This is a genomic window from Pelomonas nitida (genome assembly GCF_043555975.1).
Taxonomy (GTDB): domain Bacteria; phylum Pseudomonadota; class Gammaproteobacteria; order Burkholderiales; family Burkholderiaceae_C; genus Pelomonas; species Pelomonas nitida.
In genome coordinates, this window is sequence record NZ_JBIGIA010000003.1 from 23,120 (window position 1) to 41,096 (window position 17,977).

15 protein-coding genes are annotated in these 17,977 nt (G+C 68.4%); 1 reads left to right on the forward strand and 14 read right to left on the reverse strand.

Annotated features, from left to right (window positions below):
• Nucleotides 1–55: 55 nt before the first annotated feature.
• The 4 genes from ACG00X_RS04570 to ACG00X_RS04585 form a co-directional block, all read right to left on the reverse strand.
• Nucleotides 56–781: an SDR family oxidoreductase gene (locus ACG00X_RS04570; protein WP_394486811.1), complete on the reverse strand. Its 726-nt coding sequence runs from the start codon at nucleotides 779–781 to the stop codon at nucleotides 56–58.
• Nucleotides 782–795: 14 nt separating this feature from the next.
• Nucleotides 796–3,153, reverse strand: a complete 2,358-nt coding sequence (locus ACG00X_RS04575) for a penicillin acylase family protein (protein ID WP_394486812.1) — start codon at nucleotides 3,151–3,153, stop codon at nucleotides 796–798.
• Nucleotides 3,153–3,941, reverse strand: coding sequence for an SDR family oxidoreductase (locus tag ACG00X_RS04580; protein ID WP_394486813.1), 789 nt, complete (start codon nucleotides 3,939–3,941; stop codon nucleotides 3,153–3,155). The genes ACG00X_RS04575 and ACG00X_RS04580 overlap by 1 nt, the downstream gene beginning before the upstream one ends.
• 125 nt (nucleotides 3,942–4,066) lie before the next feature.
• Complete coding sequence (locus ACG00X_RS04585) at nucleotides 4,067–5,179, reverse strand: ABC transporter substrate-binding protein (protein ID WP_394486814.1); 1,113 nt, start codon at nucleotides 5,177–5,179, stop codon at nucleotides 4,067–4,069.
• 214 nt (nucleotides 5,180–5,393) lie between these two features.
• Here ACG00X_RS04585 and ACG00X_RS04590 point away from each other — a divergent pair, with 214 nt between their 5' ends.
• Entirely contained in the window at nucleotides 5,394–6,986 is a 1,593-nt protein-coding gene (locus ACG00X_RS04590) for a sensor histidine kinase (RefSeq protein WP_394486815.1), read from the forward strand.
• A 45-nt stretch (nucleotides 6,987–7,031) separates the two neighbouring features.
• Here the strand turns inward: ACG00X_RS04590 and ACG00X_RS04595 are convergent, their stop codons facing one another.
• The 10 genes from ACG00X_RS04595 to ACG00X_RS04640 form a co-directional block, all read right to left on the reverse strand.
• Complete coding sequence (locus ACG00X_RS04595; protein WP_394486816.1) at nucleotides 7,032–7,238, reverse strand: hypothetical protein; 207 nt, start codon at nucleotides 7,236–7,238, stop codon at nucleotides 7,032–7,034.
• A gap of 55 nt (nucleotides 7,239–7,293) precedes the next feature.
• On the reverse strand, nucleotides 7,294–8,790 hold the full coding sequence (gtfA, locus tag ACG00X_RS04600) for a sucrose phosphorylase (RefSeq protein ID WP_394486817.1): 1,497 nt from the start codon (nucleotides 8,788–8,790) through the stop codon (nucleotides 7,294–7,296).
• A complete protein-coding gene (locus ACG00X_RS04605) occupies nucleotides 8,787–10,088 on the reverse strand; it encodes an MFS transporter (protein ID WP_394486819.1) in 1,302 nt (433 codons plus the stop codon). Before ACG00X_RS04605 ends, gtfA begins: the two co-directional genes overlap by 4 nt.
• Nucleotides 10,085–10,990 carry a PfkB family carbohydrate kinase gene (locus ACG00X_RS04610; RefSeq protein ID WP_394486821.1) on the reverse strand — a complete coding sequence of 302 codons (906 nt, stop codon included), beginning with the start codon at nucleotides 10,988–10,990 and terminating at the stop codon, nucleotides 10,085–10,087. The genes ACG00X_RS04605 and ACG00X_RS04610 overlap by 4 nt, the downstream gene beginning before the upstream one ends.
• Before the next feature lie 5 nt (nucleotides 10,991–10,995).
• The gene (locus ACG00X_RS04615; RefSeq protein ID WP_394486822.1) at nucleotides 10,996–13,311 is read right to left on the reverse strand and encodes a TonB-dependent receptor; all 2,316 of its coding nucleotides are present in this window, start codon (nucleotides 13,309–13,311) and stop codon (nucleotides 10,996–10,998) included.
• 227 nt (nucleotides 13,312–13,538) lie between these two features.
• Nucleotides 13,539–14,597, reverse strand: coding sequence for a LacI family DNA-binding transcriptional regulator (locus ACG00X_RS04620; protein WP_394486823.1), 1,059 nt, complete (start codon nucleotides 14,595–14,597; stop codon nucleotides 13,539–13,541).
• A gap of 120 nt (nucleotides 14,598–14,717) precedes the next feature.
• Entirely contained in the window at nucleotides 14,718–16,397 is a 1,680-nt protein-coding gene (locus tag ACG00X_RS04625) for an MFS transporter (protein WP_394486824.1), read from the reverse strand.
• Nucleotides 16,398–16,587: 190 nt separating this feature from the next.
• Nucleotides 16,588–17,247 carry a 2-hydroxychromene-2-carboxylate isomerase gene (locus tag ACG00X_RS04630; protein ID WP_394486825.1) on the reverse strand — a complete coding sequence of 220 codons (660 nt, stop codon included), beginning with the start codon at nucleotides 17,245–17,247 and terminating at the stop codon, nucleotides 16,588–16,590.
• 4 nt (nucleotides 17,248–17,251) lie between these two features.
• Nucleotides 17,252–17,464, reverse strand: a complete 213-nt coding sequence (locus ACG00X_RS04635; protein ID WP_394486827.1) for a DUF1289 domain-containing protein — start codon at nucleotides 17,462–17,464, stop codon at nucleotides 17,252–17,254.
• Nucleotides 17,461–17,976 carry a YbaK/EbsC family protein gene (locus ACG00X_RS04640; protein ID WP_394486828.1) on the reverse strand — a complete coding sequence of 172 codons (516 nt, stop codon included), beginning with the start codon at nucleotides 17,974–17,976 and terminating at the stop codon, nucleotides 17,461–17,463. The genes ACG00X_RS04635 and ACG00X_RS04640 overlap by 4 nt, the downstream gene beginning before the upstream one ends.
• Between the last annotated feature and the right edge of the window lies 1 nt (nucleotide 17,977).

Sequence of the window (17,977 nt, forward strand, 5' to 3'; positions counted from 1 at the left end):
TCAAGGCCGGGTCACCAGGAAAGAGGTCATGGCTGCCGTCACGCCGCTGCGCCGCTCACCCGCGGCCGACGAAGGGCATCTGGGTCGCCATCACCGTCATGGTTTGCACGTTGGCGCTCAGCGGCAGGCCGGCCATGTAGACGACGGCTCGGGCGACGTCCTCGACGTCCATGCGCGGCTCCACCGCGATCTGGCCGTTCGCCTGCGGCAGGCCGCGCGCCATCTTCTCGGTCATGTCGGTGGCGGCATTGCCGATGTCGATCTGCCCGCAGGCGATGTCGAAGGCCCGGCCGTCCAAGCTCAGCGACTTGGTCAGCCCGCTGATCGCGTGCTTGGTGGCGGTGTAGGGCGCCGAATGGGGACGCGGCGCATGGGCCGAGATGGAGCCGTTGTTGATGATGCGGCCGCCTCGCGGCTGCTGCGACTTCATCAGCATGAAGGCCGCGCGAGCGCACAGGAAGCTGCCCGTCAGGTTGGTGTCGACGACGGCGCGCCACTGCGCGACCGGCAGTTCGTCAATGGGCACGCCGATCGCGCTGATGCCCGCGTTGTTGAACAACAGGTCCAGCCGACCCAGCCGCTGCTTCAGCGTCGCGAAAGCGGCGTCGACCTGGGCCTCGTCGGCCACGTCGGCCGGCAGGACGAGGGCGTCGGCGAGCGTCTCGCGCAGCGGGGGCTCGCGGCGGCCCATCAAGGCCAGCGTCCAGCCGTCGCGCGCCAGCGCGCGAGCGACTGCACGGCCGATGCCCGACCCGGCGCCAGTGACGAGTGCGACTTTCATTTCAATGCTCCAGTTCAGGGCTTCAGCACGAGGCGATAACTCACCTCGCCGGGCAGGAAGGGCAGCGCCTGACCGGCCAACCAGGCGGCATGGTCACTGCGGTAGAAAGGTGACAACGGGTGCCCACTCTGGCCGCCGGGGATGACGAGCAGCCCCTTTTCCTCGTGCCCCGGCGAGACGACCATGCGCTCGCTCTGCCCGTGGCCGTGGTTGTGCACGCGAGGCATGTGGGCGTCGCCGGCCATGCCTTGGCTCGTCTGGTCCAGCCAGCCCGACAGTGCCGGCACGGCCATGCTCAACGGGTGGCGCATGCCGGTCGGGTTGTCGGCACCCCAGGTCGCAGCGGCCACGCTGCCGTACTTGCCGACCAGCGCCTGGCGGCTGTCCAGCAGCGCACGTTGCAGCAGTTCCGGCCAGGTCTTGTAGGCCGCAGGCAAGGTGTCGGGCCTGGCGGCCTGGATGAGCGCCCAGCCGGGCGTCTCGGGCACCATCTTCACGTCGGCCAACTTCAGCCCCTGCGCCTCCAGCAGCCCGGCCAGCGGCGCGAACAACTGCTTCAGCACCTCCAGGCGGAAGCTGCGCACCAGCAAGTAGCCGACGGCATCGGGACGCGCCGCGTCGGCGCTCTTCTCGACCTCGGCGCGGACGTCGGCCAGGCCGTTGGCGGCGACGAAGTCGGCCGTCAGCACCTGGTCCAGCAGCAGGCGGCGCCAGCGTTGCAGGAACAGCGCGCGGTGATCGAGCTGGATGGCGTGCAGCCCGGCTTCGTCCAGGCGGGCCTGCGCGCGCAAGTCGTCGCGGATCTGCATGGCGCGCGCGCCCAGGTCCCAGCCGCCGTTGCCTAACTGCTTCATCGCCTCGCCGCCGATCATGCGCGAGTTGGCAGTCCACAGCCGCCCGTCGGCGGGATCGATCACCTTCGGTTGCTCGGCCGCCGTCAGGTAGCCCTGCCAGCGCGTGCGGCCGTCGCTCCAGTCCTGGGGGTGGTCAGGGTCGCCGCCGCTGCGCCGGGGTATCGCACCCAGCACCGTCCAGCCGATGTGCCCGGCCGCATCGGCGACGAGCAGATTCTGGTGCGGCACACCGACGCTCGCAGCGGCCGTGACCGCCTCCTCGACGCTGCTGACCGATTCCAGCCGCATCAGCCCGAGATTCACGGCTTGCGCATCATGAGCGACCCAGCGCAGCGCATAAGCATGGCCCTTGGGCGCCGGCTGCGGCAGCACCGGGCCCCACTCGCTCTCCAGCACCTCGAGCGCCACCGTCGTGCCGTCGGCCACCTCGATGCGTTCCACAACCCGCGTCAGCGGCTTCCGCACATCGCCGGCCTGGTAATGGGTGCCGGCCGCGTCGAGGCGCAGGTCGACGACATCGGCCCAATCCGAGGTCGTGTTCGTCAGGCCCCAGGCCACCTGCCCGTTGCTGCCCACGATGAGCAGCGGCGTGCCGGGCAGGGTCGCCCCGGCGAGATCGTGAGCGCCGGCCGCGTCCTTCCAGCGCATGCGCGCCTTGAACCAGGTGCCGGGCGAGCGCAGCCCGAGGTGCATGTCGTCGGCCAGGATGGCGCGGTCGCCATCGCCGCGGGCGGCCGACACGGCGAAGTTGTTGCTGCCCAGGATTCGGGCGTCGCGCGGCTCGCAATCACTGCAGGCCGCCTTGATCACCCGCAGCATCTCGGGCATGGCGCCCGCCGGCAGCGGCACGGCGGTGACGTGGCTGTCGTCGAGCGCTGCCTGCCAGTCGGCGCTGTGCTGGGTGAGGAACGCATACCAGTCGGACGGCAGCTGGTCGCGCAGCCATCCGGTGGCGATGTCGTCACGGCCTTGGGCACTCTGCAAATCCAGGTACATGCCGTAAGCCACCAGCAGCGTGTCCGCCGCCGTCCATGCGTGAGGCTGCTGGCGCAGCAGCAGGTATTCGGGCGGGCGCCCGCCGAGCGCGTCCAGACCGGCATTCACGCCGCCCACATAAGCGTCCAGCAATGCGCGCTCGTCGCCCGGCAGCCCAGCCACCGCAACCTCGGCACGGTGACGAAAGCGGTGCAGGCGGCGAGCCTTGTCCAGCGGCAACGCCTTCGGCCCCACCAGCGCAGACAACTCGCCGGCCGCGTTGCGACGCATCAAGTCCATCTGGAAGAAGCGCTCCTGGGCATGCACGAAGCCCAGTGCGCGCGCCACGTCCAGCCGGTTCTCGGCGGTGATGGTCAGGTAGCCCCGCGCGTCGCGCTGGGCCTCGACCGGCGCGCTGAGCGCCGCCATGCGCCGGACACCGTCCAGTTGCGCGAGGCTGGCACGCAGCACCAGCCACACGCCGAGCGCCAGCAAGCCTGCCAGCAGCAGCAGACCGAGCAGGACGCGCCGGGCCCGGGCCATCAGAAGGTTCCCGGGTAGCTGCCGCCGTCGAGCAGGATGTTCTGCCCCGTCAAATAACCGGCCTGTGCACTGCACAGCATGGCGCACAGCGCACCGAACTCCGCCGCCGTACCGAAACGTTGGGCCGGGATGCCCGCCCGGCGCTTGTCGGCGACGTCGTCCAGCGGCACGCCCGCGCGGGCGGCGGCGCCAGCCATGTTCTTGCGCAGCCTGTCGGTATCGAAAGCGCCGGGCAGCAGGTTGTTGATGGTCACATTCGCACCGGCCAGGCGCGGCTGCCGAGCCAGGCCCGCGACGAAGCCGGTCAAGCCGGAACGCGCGCCGTTGGACAGCCCCAGCGAATCGATGGGGGCCTTCACGGCGCCGGAAGTGATGTTGACGATGCGCCCGAAGCCGCGCGCCGCCATCGCGTCCACGGTGGCCTTCATCAGCGCGATGGGCGCCAGCATGTTGGCATCCAGCGCGGCCAGCCACTGCTCGCGCTCCCAGTCACGAAAGTCGCCCGGCGGCGGGCCACCGGCGTTGTTGACGAGGATGTCGACCTGCGGACAGGCCGCCAGCGCTGCCGCGCGGCCCGCCTCGGTCGTGATGTCACCGGCAACCGCCCTCACCTCGACGGCAGCGTTCATCGCCCGCAGCGCGCCGGCCGTGGCCTGCAAGTCGGCGTCACCACGCGCGGTGATGACGACATTGACGCCCTCCCCCACCAGCGCCTCGGCGCAGCCTCGCCCCAAGCCCTTGCTCGCGGCGCAAACCAACGCCCAGCGGCCCTTCAATCCCAGATCCATCGCACACTCCAAAAAATGTGACGCGGCCAGGCGTCACGGCAGGGCGCATCATCGCGCGGCTGCAAGGAGGCGGGCTCGCGGCGGCGGCCGATGCGGCCCTGGGGAGCAGCCGCCTGACGGGGTTGCTATCGCTTGAACCGGCCGTCTTCAGACACGATGGAGACATCGGCATATTCCAGCCCGCCGTGCTCCTTCTCGGTGTAGTGCACCTGCAGGCCGCCAAGGTCGACGCGAGCACTGTCCAGCGCCTTGTTCACGTTGTCGCGGGTGATGTCCTTGCCCGCCTTGCGCAGCACGTCCACCACGATCTTGGCGGCTGCGAACCCTTCGATGTGTGCAGGCGTCAACTCACTGCGGCCGGCCGACTTCGCCAGGCTCAGCGCCTCGCGCACCATCGGGTTGGACGTGGAGCGCTCATAGGGGAAGAGTTGCGTGACGATGACGCCACGGCCCGCGTCGCCGAGCGCCTTGACGAACTCCGCCGAAGCGTTATTGGACAACGTGGCCACCGGCGCCGTGGACCCCGCCGCCCGCAGCGCATGAATGCCCTCGGCGACTGCATAACCCGGCCCGATGAGCACCACCGCCTCGATGCTGGCCTTGGCAATGGCCTGCATGGTGGGGGCGAGATCCGGCCGGTTGCGGTCGAAGCGTAGGTTAGCCATCGCACGCAATCGCAGGTCGTCCAGCCCCTTGATGGCGCCCTTGCCTGCATCATTGCCGAACGCATCGTTGACCTGCACGATCGTGATGCGCTTCACGCCGGTGCTCACCAAGTGCTTGACGGCCTGCTCGGCTTCCCTCTGATAGCTCGCCCGCAGGTTGTAGACGTAGGGCTGCACCGGCTCGTGCAAGCTGATGGCTCCGGTCGCCGGCCCAACGAGTGAGAGCTTGTTCTCCTTGAGCACCGGCAGCATCGCCTCGGTCGGACCGGTGCCACGGCTCAACATCAGCGCCAGCACGCCCTGGCCGGCCAACGCCCGGGCCTGAGCCGCGGCGGTTTTATCGTCGTATTTGTCATCCACCGCGACGAGCTCGATGAACTGACCCTTGATACCCCCCTGGGCATTGATCGAGTCGAAATACAGCCTCGCACCCTCGGCGCTCTCCTGCGCAAGACTGGCTACCGGACCTGTGAAGCCCGCGACCATCCCGATGCGCAACATGCCGTCCGCCCGTGCGTTCCCCATCCCCAAGCTGGCGGCGAAGATCGCCGCCACAACACCCCAACGCTTCACTTTTTTTCTCCTAGGCAGTGCCGAAACGGCCTGCTGGTGACCAATTGTGAGGCTTACCCCCCTAGAAATAGGCTTGATTTTGTTTGGGAAAAACCCGACCTGTCGTCGACCTGCCGCGGATCGGGATCGGGTTTCTCCGGCCTACACTCGCCCGACCTGCCTCCCTGTCCGCGCGTCATCCATGTCGGATCACCCCGCATCGACACCGCCCCCCATGCAGCCGCCCCCGGCGCGCCCGTTCGGCTGGCAGCGCAACTCGCTGACGTTCGCGGTGATGCTGGCGCTGTTGCTGGGTCTGCTGCTGCCCACCACGGCCGTGCTGCTCTACGACGTGCAGAACACGCGCGAGACGGCGATGGAAGATCTGCGCAAGGACCTGGCGCGAACCAGCGAAGTGATGTCGCTGTCGCTCGCCGAGCCGGTGTGGCAGGTCTCGCCCGATCTCGCCGAGCCCATGGTGAAAGCGCAGGTGGACGACCCGCGCTTCGTCGCCGTCAGGGTGATCGAGCAGACATCGTCCGCGCCCTTCCTGTCCTTCGAGCGCTCACGCGACGGGGAGGATGCTGCGCTGACGCTGAGCCAGACGCGCGCCATCCTGCGTGATGGGCGCGAGATCGCGAACCTCACCATCACGATGACCGCGGCCCCCCTGCTGCAGTCCAAGCGCGCCGATGTCTGGCGCACGGTCTGGCGCAGCGGGCTCACCCTGACCCTGTCACTCGTGCTGATGGTGTGGGTGTTGCGGCATTACATGCTGCGCCCCATGACCGAACTGACCCGCGGCGCAGAGGCGCTGGCGGCCGGGCGGCTGAACCAGCCGCTGTTGATCAGCGGTGCCGACGAAATCGCCCGCGTAGGCGCTGCGATGGAGCGCATGCGCCAGGCTTTGCTCTCCGCGTTCGAGGCGCTGCGCCAGCACAACGTCAACCTCGAAGAAACCGTGGCTCAACGCACGGCCGAGCTGACCGCGAGCAATGGCGAGCTGTCCCAGACGCTGCAGACGCTGCAGACCGCCCAGCATGAGCTGGTGGAGTCGGAAAAGCTCGCATCTCTGGGCCGCCTGGTCGCCGGTGTCGCCCACGAGCTGAACACCCCGCTGGGCAACGCGCTGACGGTGGTTTCGACACTGGAAGATCGCTACCGGCAGCTCGAGCAGATGCTGTCGGGCGGTGTGCCGCTGCGCCGCAGCACACTGGAAGAACTGGCCCGAGACACGCGACGTGCGCAGGACATCTTGCAGCGCAATGTGCAGAAGGCCGCCGATCTCGTGCGCGACTTCAAGCAGGTCGCCATCGACCAGACCGCCGACCTGCGGCGCGACTTCGAACTGCACCAGGTCATCGAGGACGTGCTCGTCATGGTGGAGCCCAGCTTCAAGAAGACGCCGTTCACGATCAGAACGGAGCTCAGCCCGGGCCTGACGATGAACAGCTATCCCGGCGCGCTGGGCCAGGTGCTGACCAACCTGTTGATGAACGCACTGCTGCACGCGTTCGACGGCCAGGCGCACGGCCAGGTGACGGTGCGCTGCGCGCCACTCAACGATGGCGAGGCCGAGCTGAGCGTGATCGACGACGGGCGCGGCATGGACGAGACCGTGCGGCGCCGCATCTTCGACCCGTTCTTCACCACCAAGCTCGGCACCGGCGGATCGGGCCTCGGGATGCACATCGTGCACAGCATCGTGACCAACATACTGGGCGGTCAGATCGAGGTGCGATCGTCTCCCGGCCAGGGCTCGCAGATGCTGGTGCGCCTGCCGCTGAACGCGCCGCAACGCGCGGCCACGGAGGCCGCAGCTACTTGAACATGCGTGCAGTCGCGCGAGGTCTCACCGAGACCGCGCTGAGCCTCACTGAGATGCGGCGGATGCCGGGGCCGACGCGGCGGTGACCGCCGCTGAAGCCGCCGTCCCTGCCGCAGCCGCCTCGGAGGCCGACGGCTCATGGGCGGCGACGTCATGCTTCTCGCCACTGAGGTCGATGTTGCCGCCGCTCTTGGTCAGGATGTACAGCGCGAGGGCGGCAAAGGCGATGAAGCCGACGATCAACTTCCACATGCTCGGGTCTCCCCAGGGTTTGAATGAGGCCGATTCTGTCGCCCGAGGCTGACGCTCAACTGAAGGCCAGCCGGCCCTCGCCGCCTTCGGGCAGGCTGTAGGTCAGCGCATGGCTCTGCGTTGCGAAGTCCACGCGCAGCTCGGCCCAGTCCTGCGCCTGCTCCCAGCGTAGGTGCAGCGAGGTCTCGCCGCTGTCGAGCAGCGCGAAGCGCCCCCCGAAGGCCGCGTGGCGGTTGCGCAGGCGGATCAGCTCGATGAGGCGGCGCACCACCGGCCGCTCGCATTCGCGTGCGATCTCGTCGTCGCGGTAATGGTGGCGATTGATGTCGCGCCCCACCTGGCTGCGCGCCAGCAGCGCCATGTCGTTGTGGCCGGCGAGCAGGCCGACGTAGTAGACCTGCGGCACGCCCGGCAGGAAGAACTGCACCGCACGCGCAAGCAGGTAGGCCGTCTCGTCACGACCCATCGCGTCGAAGAACGTGCAGTTGACCTGGTAGAGGTCGAGGTTGCTCGCGGCCGCGCCGGTCGCTTGCCGGCTCTCGCCCTGGCTGGCGGCGTGGATGCACTCGACGAGTTCATCCAGCTCTTGCGGCGACACGAGGCCCGGGTGAGCCTCCCGATCGGAAGCGTCGGCGCCGATGTCGATGATGCCGATGCCGTCATGCGTGTCCAGCACCGTCAGCGCGTTGGCCGGGCGGATGGCGATCCAGCGCTTGAGCGCCGTGGCCGTGTGGAAATTGAACGCATGCAGCACCAGCGGCGGCAGCGCGAAGTCATAGACCCAGTCGACCTTCGCCGCAATCTCGATCTGGCGCTGGTGATAGGCGTGGATCTCCACCAGCACCTCGATGCCCAGCGCCCTCGCCTCCTGCGCGAACTCGCCGATGAAGTCGAAGGTCTCCGGCATCATGAAGCAGCTGTCGCCCGCCTTCTTGACCGCATAGCCCACGGCATCCAGCCTGACCATGCGGATGCCGTTGTCGGCGAAGGAGCGCAAGATGCTCGACAGATAGGCGCGGCCCTGCGGGTGGTGCACGGCGATGTCGATCTGCGCGGCCGTGAAGGTGGTCCACAGGATGCGACGCTCGCCGTTCTTCAGCGTCGCATAGGTCAGCGGCAGCCCCGGCCGCGGGCGATACACCGCCAGCAGGTCGCGCTCGCTGGCGCCCTGCGGGAACACCCCGTCCAGCGTGAGGAACAGCCCGGCATAGGCGGAAGCCTCGCCCTTCTCTGAGTAGTCCAGAAACTGCGGCGAGTCGCTGGACATGTGGTTGACGATGACGTCGGCCATGACGTCCAGTCGTTCCGTCAGCGCCTTGATGTCTGCCCAGCCGCCCAGCCGCGGGTCGACCTGGGTGTGGTCGATGGGATCGAAGCCGGCATCCGCGCCGTCGATGGCATGAAAGAACGGCAGCAGGTGAACGCCGCCGAACACGCCCGCCAGCGGCGAGCCGGGCGCGGACAGCAGACGCGTGAGGCGCGCGAGGTCGGTGCCGTCGCGCTGGCCGCCGAGGCGGTCCACGTAGGTGATGAGCTGGACTTGGTTTTTCATGAGGAACTCTCGGGACGAACGCGCAGCACGCAGGCGGCGGCCAGGGCCAGCAGCACGCCGGCCAGGCGAATGACGTTCTCGGGGCGGCCGCCCAGCAGGCTGTCGTAGAGCAGCGGCAGCGTGACGGCCTGGATGAGCATCGGGATCACGATGAACATGTTGAAGATGCCCATGTAGACGCCGGCCCGCTCGGGCGGGATGCTGCCGGCCAGCAGCACATAGGGGTTGCCCATGATGGAACCCCAGGCCAGGCCGATGCCGACCATGGGCAGGAAGAGCCAGGCCTTGTCATGGATGCCGGGCAGCAGCCACATACCGACCGCCGCGCAGCTCAGCGCGAAGGCATGCACCCATTTCGCGCCGAGGCGCCGCGTGAACGGCACCATCGCAAACGCGGCGATGAAGGCCACGGCGTTGTAGAAGCCGCCCACCTGCCCGTTCAACAGCGCGGCATCCCGGAACCCCGCACTGTGCGGGTCATCCGTGCCGAAGACGCTGGCAGCCAGCATGGGCACGATGTAGATCCAGTAGCACATCATGGCGTACCACTGGCACAGCGCCATCCACCACAGCCGGCGCATGGTAGGCGGCATCTCGCGCACGGCGCCCCAGATCTCCGCCAGCGCAGGCCCCAGCCCCTTCGGGAGGGCACGCAGCCGCGCGAGCTCCTGCGCCGGCAGCGGCAACTCCGGCACCCGCCGCACCGACCACCAGACCGTCGCGAACGACAGCAGCGCTCCGACGCCGAATGCCAGCGTCGTGACGAGCGGGATGCCGTTGGCGCCCAGCGCGTCCTTGTTCATGCCCACGGCCACGAGCAGACTGGGCGTCAGGTAGGCCAGCGTCTGCGCCAACCCGGTGAACGACGCCTGCGTCAGAAAGCCGCTGGCGTGCTGCTCCTCGCGAAGCCGGTCGCTCACATAGGCCCGGTAGGGCTCCATGGTCACATTGTTGGCGGCATCGAGGATCCACAGCAGGCCGGCCGCAAACCACAGCGCCGGGCTGAACGGCATGGCCAGCAGGCCCAGCGAGCAGATCAGCGCACCGATGAGGAAGTAAGGCGTGCGCCGGCCCCAGCGATGGGTTGTGCGGTCGCTCAGCGCGCCGATGATGGGCTGCACGACAAGGCCCGTGATGGGCCCGGCCAGCCAGAGATAGGGCAGATCCTTGCCGTCGGCGCCCAGCATCTGGTAGATCGGGCTCATGTTGGCCTGTTGCAGGCCGAAGCTGAACTGGATGCCGAGGAAGCCGACGTTCATGTTCACGATCTGCGTGAACGACAGGTGCGGCTTGTTCATGCGGCGGCCCCGCACGCCGGCAGTGCCTGCAGCGCGTCGCGCCAGAGTGCGAGCAGCGTCGCATCGTCGGGCAGCGGGCCGCGCACGCCGCAGATCATGGCCGCGTAGCGGTTGGCCAGCGCGAGCGTGGCGGCCACATCGCGGCCCAGTGACAGGCCGGCCAGCAGCATGGCCGTGAAACTGTCGCCAGCACCCACGCTGTCGACGAAGGCTGGCTGCGCCACGCCGGCGCCGCAGGCCAGCAGCCGGCCCTGCTCACCGTAGAACGCATAGCCCGCAGCGCCACGCGTCAGCACGATGCGCTTCAGCGCGAAGCGCGCCATCAGCTCCGGCAGCGTGGGCTCGAACCAGTCAAACAGCTGGTCGAGTTCGTCCTCGTTGATCTTGACCCAGTCGGCCAGCATCAGCGACTCCGCAGCCAGCATCGGCTCGCTCGCACCGGCACGCAGGTTCAGGTCCAGCAGCCGCACGCCCTGCCCCTGCTTGACGAGGCCGCGCAGCGCCGCCCGCGCGACCGGGTGGCGCTGCGCCAGGCTGCCGAAGTAGACGATGCCGCCGCATGAGATGGCTGGGCGCTCGAGGTGGTCCCAGGCGGCGTCCGCATGGATCTCGAAGCGGTGCACCCCGCCCGCCTCATGCACGCTGACCCGCCCTGTGGCGCGCTGCTCATCGCGCTGGATGCCCGACGTCGACAGGCCAAAGCGGGCGGCGCTGTCCAGCACCAGCCGGCCGGCGGCATCGTCGACACCGATGCGGCTGATGAACTGCACCGGCGCGCCGAACGCCGCCAGCGACCGCGCCACATTGAAAGGCGCACCGCCTGCGACGGGCCCGTCGCGGAACTGGTCCACGAGGGCCTCGCCGATCACGACGATGGGGATTGGCACGGGCCCGTCCGTCATGGCGCTCAGAAGCTGTAGCGCAGGCTGGCCTTCACGGTACGGCCCGTGTAGGCACGCGCCGCGCCGCGGCCGTCGTTGCTCTCGGTGTAGGCGAGTTCGTCGAAGAGGTTGTTCGCCGCGAGCGTCAGCTGAGCCTTCGGCGTGAGGCTGTAGCTGACGAAGGCGTTCACCACGGTGTAGGCCGGCAAGGTGATGGTCAGCGGCCCGCCGGGGCCGTCGTCCTGGCTCTTCGTCGTGCCGACGATGCCGACGCCGGCCGTCAGCGCTTCGCTGAAGTTCAGCGTCGGGGTCAGCTGGTAGACCACCTTGGCCTGGCGCTTGGGCGCCTTCCCGTCGGGCTGCTTGGCGTCGGTGTAGGTCAGGCCGGCCAGCAGGTTCACGAGGCCGAAACGGGCGGCGCCTTCGAGCTCCAGGCCGTTGCTGCGGTAGCTGTTGGCCTTGGCGACGATGGGGGTGGTCGTCACGTCCACGTTGACTTCGTCGGTCTTGGCGTGGAAGAGCGTGGCGAAGAGGCTGTAGCCGCCGCTGCGCAGCTTCACGCCCACCTCGGCCTGGCGCACCTTGTTGACCGGGATGGTCGAGCTCTTGCCGTTGACGAGGTTGGGGTTGTTGAAGAAGGTGATGCGGTCGGCGTTGTAGGCCGCGCCGTCGGAGTAGCGCGCGAAGACCGACAGGTCAGGGTTCAGCGCGTAGTTGCCGCCCAGCGAGTACGAGGTGCGGCCGAACGTGTAGTCGATCAGGTTGGGCTTCGTCAGGTCGTAGGCCATGCCGGCGTTGGACTGGAAGTAGTTGCCGCTGGCCTTGTTGTTGTCGCGGCGCACGCTGAAGTCGCCCGTGAAGGCGCCGGCATCCAGGTTCAGCACCAGGTAGGGCGCATTGGTCGTGTACTTGCTGTCCTGGAAGTTGCTGCAGCAGCCGCCAAAGCCCGGCGCGCCGTTGGTCACGCCCGGCACGTTGAGCAGCCGCGCGCCGCTCTCGTCGGCAGACAGCGAGTACTGGTTGAAGTTCCACGTGAGGTCGAGCTTCTGCACCGAGGTGTAGAGGCCGGCGACGGCGCCAAGCGTCATGCCACCGCCCAGCGCGATGTCGCGAGAGAACTTCAGGTCATTGGCCAGCAGGCCGGCGTCGTCGATGCGCGTGTTGAAGACGACGGCCGTGAACTTGTTGCCGCTGTAGGGCTTGCCGGTGTCCGGGCCGGTGGCGATGGTCGTGCCCGCCGGCGCGGCGGCCACGTCGTCGCCCGGGAAGATGCCGATGAAGCGCCCGCTGTTCTTGCTCCACGAGAACTTGTTCTGCAGCCGGAAGCCCCCGCCCGCATCCAGGCTCACCTCGGCGCCGAAGGCATCGCTCTTGGCGCCCAGGCCGTCGCGGATGTTGCTCAGCGCCCGGCCGTTGGTGTTGGTCAGCGTGCTGTCCAGCGGCCAGCCGGCGTTGTAGAAGGCAGCGCGCCGCGGGTCCAGGCCGGGGATTTCCTGGATGCTGCCGTTCACGTAGCGGACCGGCGTGGGCATGAAGGTGGGCGTGTGGTCGTCCAGGTGCTTGAAGCTCAGGCGCAGGAAGTCCTTGCCGGCGAGCTCGAACGTGACGTTGCCGCGGATCTGGCCGCCGCTCTCGCTGCCGTCCGCGCCCTTGCGCCCGCCGTCGCCGACGCGGTAGAAGCCGCCCACGTAGAACCGTGTCTTCGGCGCCAGCCGGCCGCCATAGCCGTAGTCCACCCGCGTCTGGTCGAAATCCAGCCCCTTGGTCAGCTGCAGGCTGCCGCCGGGCTCCAGGCCCGTGCGGCTGATGAAGTTGATGATGCCGCCCGGCGCACCGGTGGCCAGCGTGGAGGCCGAGCCGCCGCGCACCACCTCCAGCCGCTCGAAGGCGGCGTCGGCGCGCATCCAGGTGTCGGGCGTCGCGAACGCGATGTCACCGAACTGCAGCACGGGCAGGCCGTCCTCCTGGAACTGGATGTAGCGCGCGCCACCGGCCGACACGGGGATGCCGCGCACCGCCACGTTCGCGTTGGACTCGCCACCGCTGGCCTCGGCGCGGATGCCCGGAATGGCGCGCAGCACATCCGTGGCACTGGCCGCCGTGACGGCCGTGACGCCGTCGCTCTCGATCGTCGAGACCGCGACGCTGGATCGCATCTTGGATTTCGCCGACGACGTGCCCGTCACGACGACGGCGTCGAGCTTGAGGCCATCGGCGGGCTCGGCGGGCGCCTGCTGGGCCTGCGCCGAGGCAGCCAGGCAGAGGCAGGCCACGGCAGCCGCCACCGGGCGGCGCGTGGAACGGATGCCGACGAGCGCGGCATATGAGCGGATCGAGGTCATGGTTGTCTCCTGGTTGTCTGTCTACAGCGCCCTCTTCGGGGCAGTTCGGCTCGCGCACGCGGCCATGCGGGGATCCGTGACGGCATTCTGCGCGCCGCTTCGTCAACTTGCAATCGATTGCATTTCCGTAGAAATACGTATTCCTTTGGCTATCAAAGCAAAGCAGCAAGATCGACAGCAAACGTTCGCAGGCCGACCGAAATCAACCGGCCGGGCCGGCGCCCGGATCAGCCTGGCGCCGCCGGTGCGCTGGCTCGCAGCTTCAGGTAGACGGGCATCGTTCTCAGGCCCGCGCGCTCGCCGCGCAGCTGGCCCAGCAAGGCTTCCACCAGCTCGGCACCTGCCTCGGCCACCGGCTGGTGGACCGTCGTCAGCGGCGGATCGCAATAGGCCGCGAGCGGCATGTCGTCGTAGCCGATGACGGCAACGTCATCAGGCACCCGCCGGCCGGCGGCGCGCAGCGCCTGGATGGTCAGCAGCGCCAGCACGTCGCTGCAGCAGACGACCGCGTCGAAGTCGCGCCGCGCCGCGCAGAAATCGCGCAACACGCCACTGGCAACACCCGGCTCGAACGGCGCCGGAAGTTCGAGCGATGGATCGATGTCCACACCGGCCTCACGCAGCGCCTGGCAATAGCCCTGGCGGCGCAGCCACACCTCCGGCAGTTGCGCGTCGCCCACGAAGGCAATGCGACGCCGACCGAGCTGCAGCAGATGGCGCGTGGCCAGCGTGCCACCCAGGACGTTGTCACCACCGACGCTGCAGTAGAGCTGCTGAGGCATCTCACCGCCCCACACCACCAGCGGCAGCTTGCGCGCGGCCATCTCGTTGAGCTGGTCATGGTGGCGCCACTGCCCGATGAGCACCAGGCCAATGGCCTTGCCGGAGTCGAACCAGTGCGAGGCCAGGTCCAGATGCTCGGCGTCGACACGCGACAACAGCATGTCGTAGCCCCGGTCGGTCAGCGCATCGGCGATGGAACCGACGATGGACAGGAAGAACGGGTCGGAGATGTGCTGGCGCGACTTCGCGTCGTAGGGAACGACGACGGCGACCGTCTTGTTCTCCTGCAGCCGCAGGTTGCGGGCGCCGAAATTGATGGAGTAGTTCAGCGAGCGGGCCAGCTCGGCCACGCGCTGGCGGGTCTCGGCGTTGACGAGCTCGCTGCCGTTGAGGGCGCGGGACACGGTCGAGACGGACACACCGGCCAGGCGCGCGATGTCCACCATCTGCAGCCGCCTCTGCTCGGCACCGCCGGCTTCATTCTGTTGTTTGGGCTTGACCATTGCGCCTGATCGTCGCAGGGCGGGATGCAATCGACAAGCGGTCGTGAAAAAGGCCGGCATGCGCCGGCCTCGTGTCACCTGGGTTAGGGCGGGCGCGCGGCCCACCCACTCACGCGGGCATCAGTCCTTGGCGTAGATGTCCACGTCCTTGGTCTCGCGGACGAACAGCAGGCCGATGACGAAGGTCACCGCGGCGATGACGATGGGGTACCACAGGCCGTGATAGATGTTGCCGTTCTGCGCGACCATCGCGAATGTGATGGAGGGCAGCAGGCCGCCGAACCAGCCGTTGCCGATGTGGTACGGCAGGCTCATGGACGTGTAGCGGATGCGCGTCGGGAACATCTCCACCAGCATCGCCGCGATCGGGCCGTAAACCATCGTGACGTAGAGCACCAGCACGAACAGGATGCCGACGACCATGGGCACATTGACCTTGGCCGGATCGGCCTTGGCCGGGTAGCCGGCGGCCTTCATCGCGTCGGCCAGGTCCTTCTTGAAGGTGGCAATGGCCTTGGTGCTGGTCTCGTCGAACTTGTGCTCGGTCAGCTTGGTGGCCGTGGGCACCTGGATTTCCTTGTCGCCCACGCGAACGACGGTGGGTGCGCCCGGCGCGGCCTCAACCGTTTCGGAGCTGGCCGAGGAGACGGCCAGCGCACGCTTGGCGATGTCGCAGGCGCTCGTGAAGTCCACCTCGCGGGCCAGCGGGCTGCCCTGGAAGGAGCAGCTGGCGACGTTGGTCGTCAGCGTGACCTTGGCCGTGGCCTGGGCCTTGGCGAGGTCCGGGTTGGCGGCCTCGGTCAGCGCCTTGAACAGCGGGAAGTAGGTCACCACGGCCAACAGCAGGCCGGCCAGGATGATGGGCTTGCGGCCGATCTTGTCTGACAACGTGCCGAACACGACGAAGAACGGCGTGCCAAGAATCAGCGAGATCGCGATCCAGATGTTGGCGCTCGAGGCGTCGACCTTCAACACCGACGTCAGGAAGAACAGCGCGTAGAACTGGCCCGAATACCAGACCACGCCCTGCCCGGCGACGAGGCCGAACAGTGCCAGCAGCACGATCTTCAGGTTCTTCCACTGGCCGAAGGATTCGGACAGCGGCGCCTTGGAGGTCTTGCCCTCGGCCTTCATCTTCTGGAAGGCCGGCGACTCGTTCATCGACAGCCGGATCCACACCGAGATGCCCAGCAGCAGGATGGAGACGATGAACGGCACGCGCCAGCCCCAGTCGCCGAAGTCCTTCTCGCCGAGCGATGTGCGCACGCCGAGGATGACCATCAGCGACAGGAACAGGCCCAGCGTCGCGGTCGTCTGGATCCACGACGTGTAGGCGCCGCGCTTGCCGTGCGGCGCATGCTCGGCCACGTAGGTGGCCGCGCCGCCGTATTCACCGCCCAGGGCCAGGCCCTGCAGCAGCCGCAGGCCGATCAGGATGACCGGCGCCGCCGCGCCGATGGTGGCGTAGGCCGGCAGCACGCCGACGATGAACGTCGACAGGCCCATGATCAGGATGGTCACCAGGAAGGTGTACTTGCGGCCGATCATGTCGCCCAGCCGCCCGAACACCAGCGCACCGAACGGCCGCACGATGAAGCCGGCGGCAAACGCCATCAGCGAGGCGATGAACGCGGCCTGCGGGTCCAGACCCGCGAAGAACTGCTTGGCAATGATGGGTGCCAGCGAGCCGTAAAGATAGAAGTCGTACCACTCGAACACCGTGCCCAGCGAGGACGCGAAGATGACCTTCTTCTCCTCCTTGGTCATCGGCGCGGCTGCGGATGCTGCTGCAGTTGCCATGATTAGTCTCCGTGTGTTGTCGGATCACTCCCCGGCGGCGTGATCCTGGCGGCGTGACTATTGCGATGGCCTCTGACCGTGTTCTGACGCCAGTCTGAATCGAGGCTGACAAACCCCGCAGGAACCCGCCCTTGCGGTTTCTCATTGCGGAATTCAGGCCGCTGGGCGGGTAAGTCCCGAGAGAGGCGCGTCAGTGCTTGCGCACCACCCCTGGCCGGCGCTGTGCCGCCGACTCCCACACGCCGCTGCGGAACCACGCGTCCCCCTCCAACGCGGCGCGCACCATGGGCAAGGCGTCCTGCCCCCAGAACAAGCGGCCTTCGAGCTCGACCGTGGGCACACCGAACACCCCCAGCGCCAGCGCCGCCTCGGTCTCACTGCGCAGCCGCTGCTTGATGGCCTCGGCCGCCGGGTCCTGTGCGGGTGCGAGCCGCTCGGTCAGCGCTACCAGCCGGCCAGCTTCATTGGCATCCGCACCGGCACCGCGCCAGACATGGTGGAACAGTTGCTCGGCAACCCAGCGCCCCGGCGTGTCACCGGGCTGCCCCTCGGGCGCGGCACAGGCCCAGGCCAGGCGCAGCAGCGGCAGCGGGTTGAACGGATGCTGGGCCGGCGGGTCCAGCACCACACCTTGTCGATGCGCCAGCCAGGCCACCTGGCGGAACGTCCAGCGGCGCTTGGCCTCAATCTCCGCCGGCCCTTTCTGGCCCAGCGCCTGCAGCAGCGCCGCAAACAGGATGGGTCGGTAGACCACCTCCACGCTGTGCCCCGCCAGCGCTTCGGGCAAGGCCTCGAATGCCAGTGCGGCATAGGGCGAGACGGGGTCGAAGTAGAAGGTGAGGCGCTTCATGGTGTCACTCGGGTCGGTTCGGCGTCAGCCACAGGCCCTGGCGCTGCAATTCAGCGCGCCGGACCGGCAAGCCCGCCAGGATCTGGCGCTGGCGCGTCTCGCTCGCACTGCCCCAGCCGGCAATCTCCTGCAGGCTGCGCGCGCAGCCCCGGCACCAGCCGCTGGCGGCGTCCATCTGGCAGATGTTCACGCAGGGCGACCGTGCCGCGGCCGTCATGCCTGCACCACGTCGATGACCGGCGCGCCCGTGAGCTGCTGCAGCTCATCCGGTGTCAGCTTGAAAACGCCGTTCGGATGTCCGGCAGCCGCCCAGATGATGTCGAAGCGGAACAGCTCGCGGTCGATGAACAGACGCGGCCGAGCGCCACCGTCGGCCGGCGCGAAGCCGGCCGGCGACACGCCGCCGATGGAGAAGCCCGTGCGCGCCTTGACGAAGTCGGCGTCGGCGCGCCCCAGCGCGCCGGTATGCGGCTTGAGCCGGGCCTCGTCGACACGCCGGTCTCCCGAGGTGATGACGAGCACCGCCGAATCGTCGGCCTTGACGCGAAAGACCACGGACTTGGCGATCTGGCCCAGCGTGACGCCCAGCGCGTCGGCCGCCTCCTGCGCGGTACGCGCGGCGACGTCCAGCCACAGCGGCGCATGCGGATGGTCCGCCGCCTGCAGCGCCGCGCTGACGCGCTGAAAGCCTTCGGGGCGGGAGGGATCGACGGGGTGCACTTCGGCCATG

Excerpts from the sequence above, each read along its gene's own strand:
- ACG00X_RS04570 (WP_394486811.1), bottom strand. The coding sequence starts at position 781 with ATGAAAGTCGCACTCGTCACTGGCGCCGGGTCGGGCATCGGCCGTGCA.
- ACG00X_RS04575 (WP_394486812.1), bottom strand. The coding sequence starts at position 3,153 with ATGGCCCGGGCCCGGCGCGTCCTGCTCGGTCTGCTGCTGCTGGCAGGC.
- ACG00X_RS04580 (WP_394486813.1), bottom strand. The coding sequence starts at position 3,941 with ATGGATCTGGGATTGAAGGGCCGCTGGGCGTTGGTTTGCGCCGCGAGC.
- ACG00X_RS04590 (WP_394486815.1), top strand. The coding sequence starts at position 5,394 with ATGCAGCCGCCCCCGGCGCGCCCGTTCGGCTGGCAGCGCAACTCGCTG.
- ACG00X_RS04595 (WP_394486816.1), bottom strand. The coding sequence starts at position 7,238 with ATGTGGAAGTTGATCGTCGGCTTCATCGCCTTTGCCGCCCTCGCGCTG.
- gtfA (WP_394486817.1), bottom strand. The coding sequence starts at position 8,790 with ATGAAAAACCAAGTCCAGCTCATCACCTACGTGGACCGCCTCGGCGGC.
- ACG00X_RS04605 (WP_394486819.1), bottom strand. The coding sequence starts at position 10,088 with ATGAACAAGCCGCACCTGTCGTTCACGCAGATCGTGAACATGAACGTC.
- ACG00X_RS04610 (WP_394486821.1), bottom strand. The coding sequence starts at position 10,990 with ATGACGGACGGGCCCGTGCCAATCCCCATCGTCGTGATCGGCGAGGCC.
- ACG00X_RS04615 (WP_394486822.1), bottom strand. The coding sequence starts at position 13,311 with ATGACCTCGATCCGCTCATATGCCGCGCTCGTCGGCATCCGTTCCACG.
- ACG00X_RS04620 (WP_394486823.1), bottom strand. The coding sequence starts at position 14,597 with ATGGTCAAGCCCAAACAACAGAATGAAGCCGGCGGTGCCGAGCAGAGG.
- ACG00X_RS04625 (WP_394486824.1), bottom strand. The coding sequence starts at position 16,397 with ATGGCAACTGCAGCAGCATCCGCAGCCGCGCCGATGACCAAGGAGGAG.
- ACG00X_RS04630 (WP_394486825.1), bottom strand. The coding sequence starts at position 17,247 with ATGAAGCGCCTCACCTTCTACTTCGACCCCGTCTCGCCCTATGCCGCA.
- ACG00X_RS04635 (WP_394486827.1), bottom strand. The coding sequence starts at position 17,464 with ATGACGGCCGCGGCACGGTCGCCCTGCGTGAACATCTGCCAGATGGAC.
- ACG00X_RS04640 (WP_394486828.1), bottom strand. The coding sequence starts at position 17,976 with ATGGCCGAAGTGCACCCCGTCGATCCCTCCCGCCCCGAAGGCTTTCAG.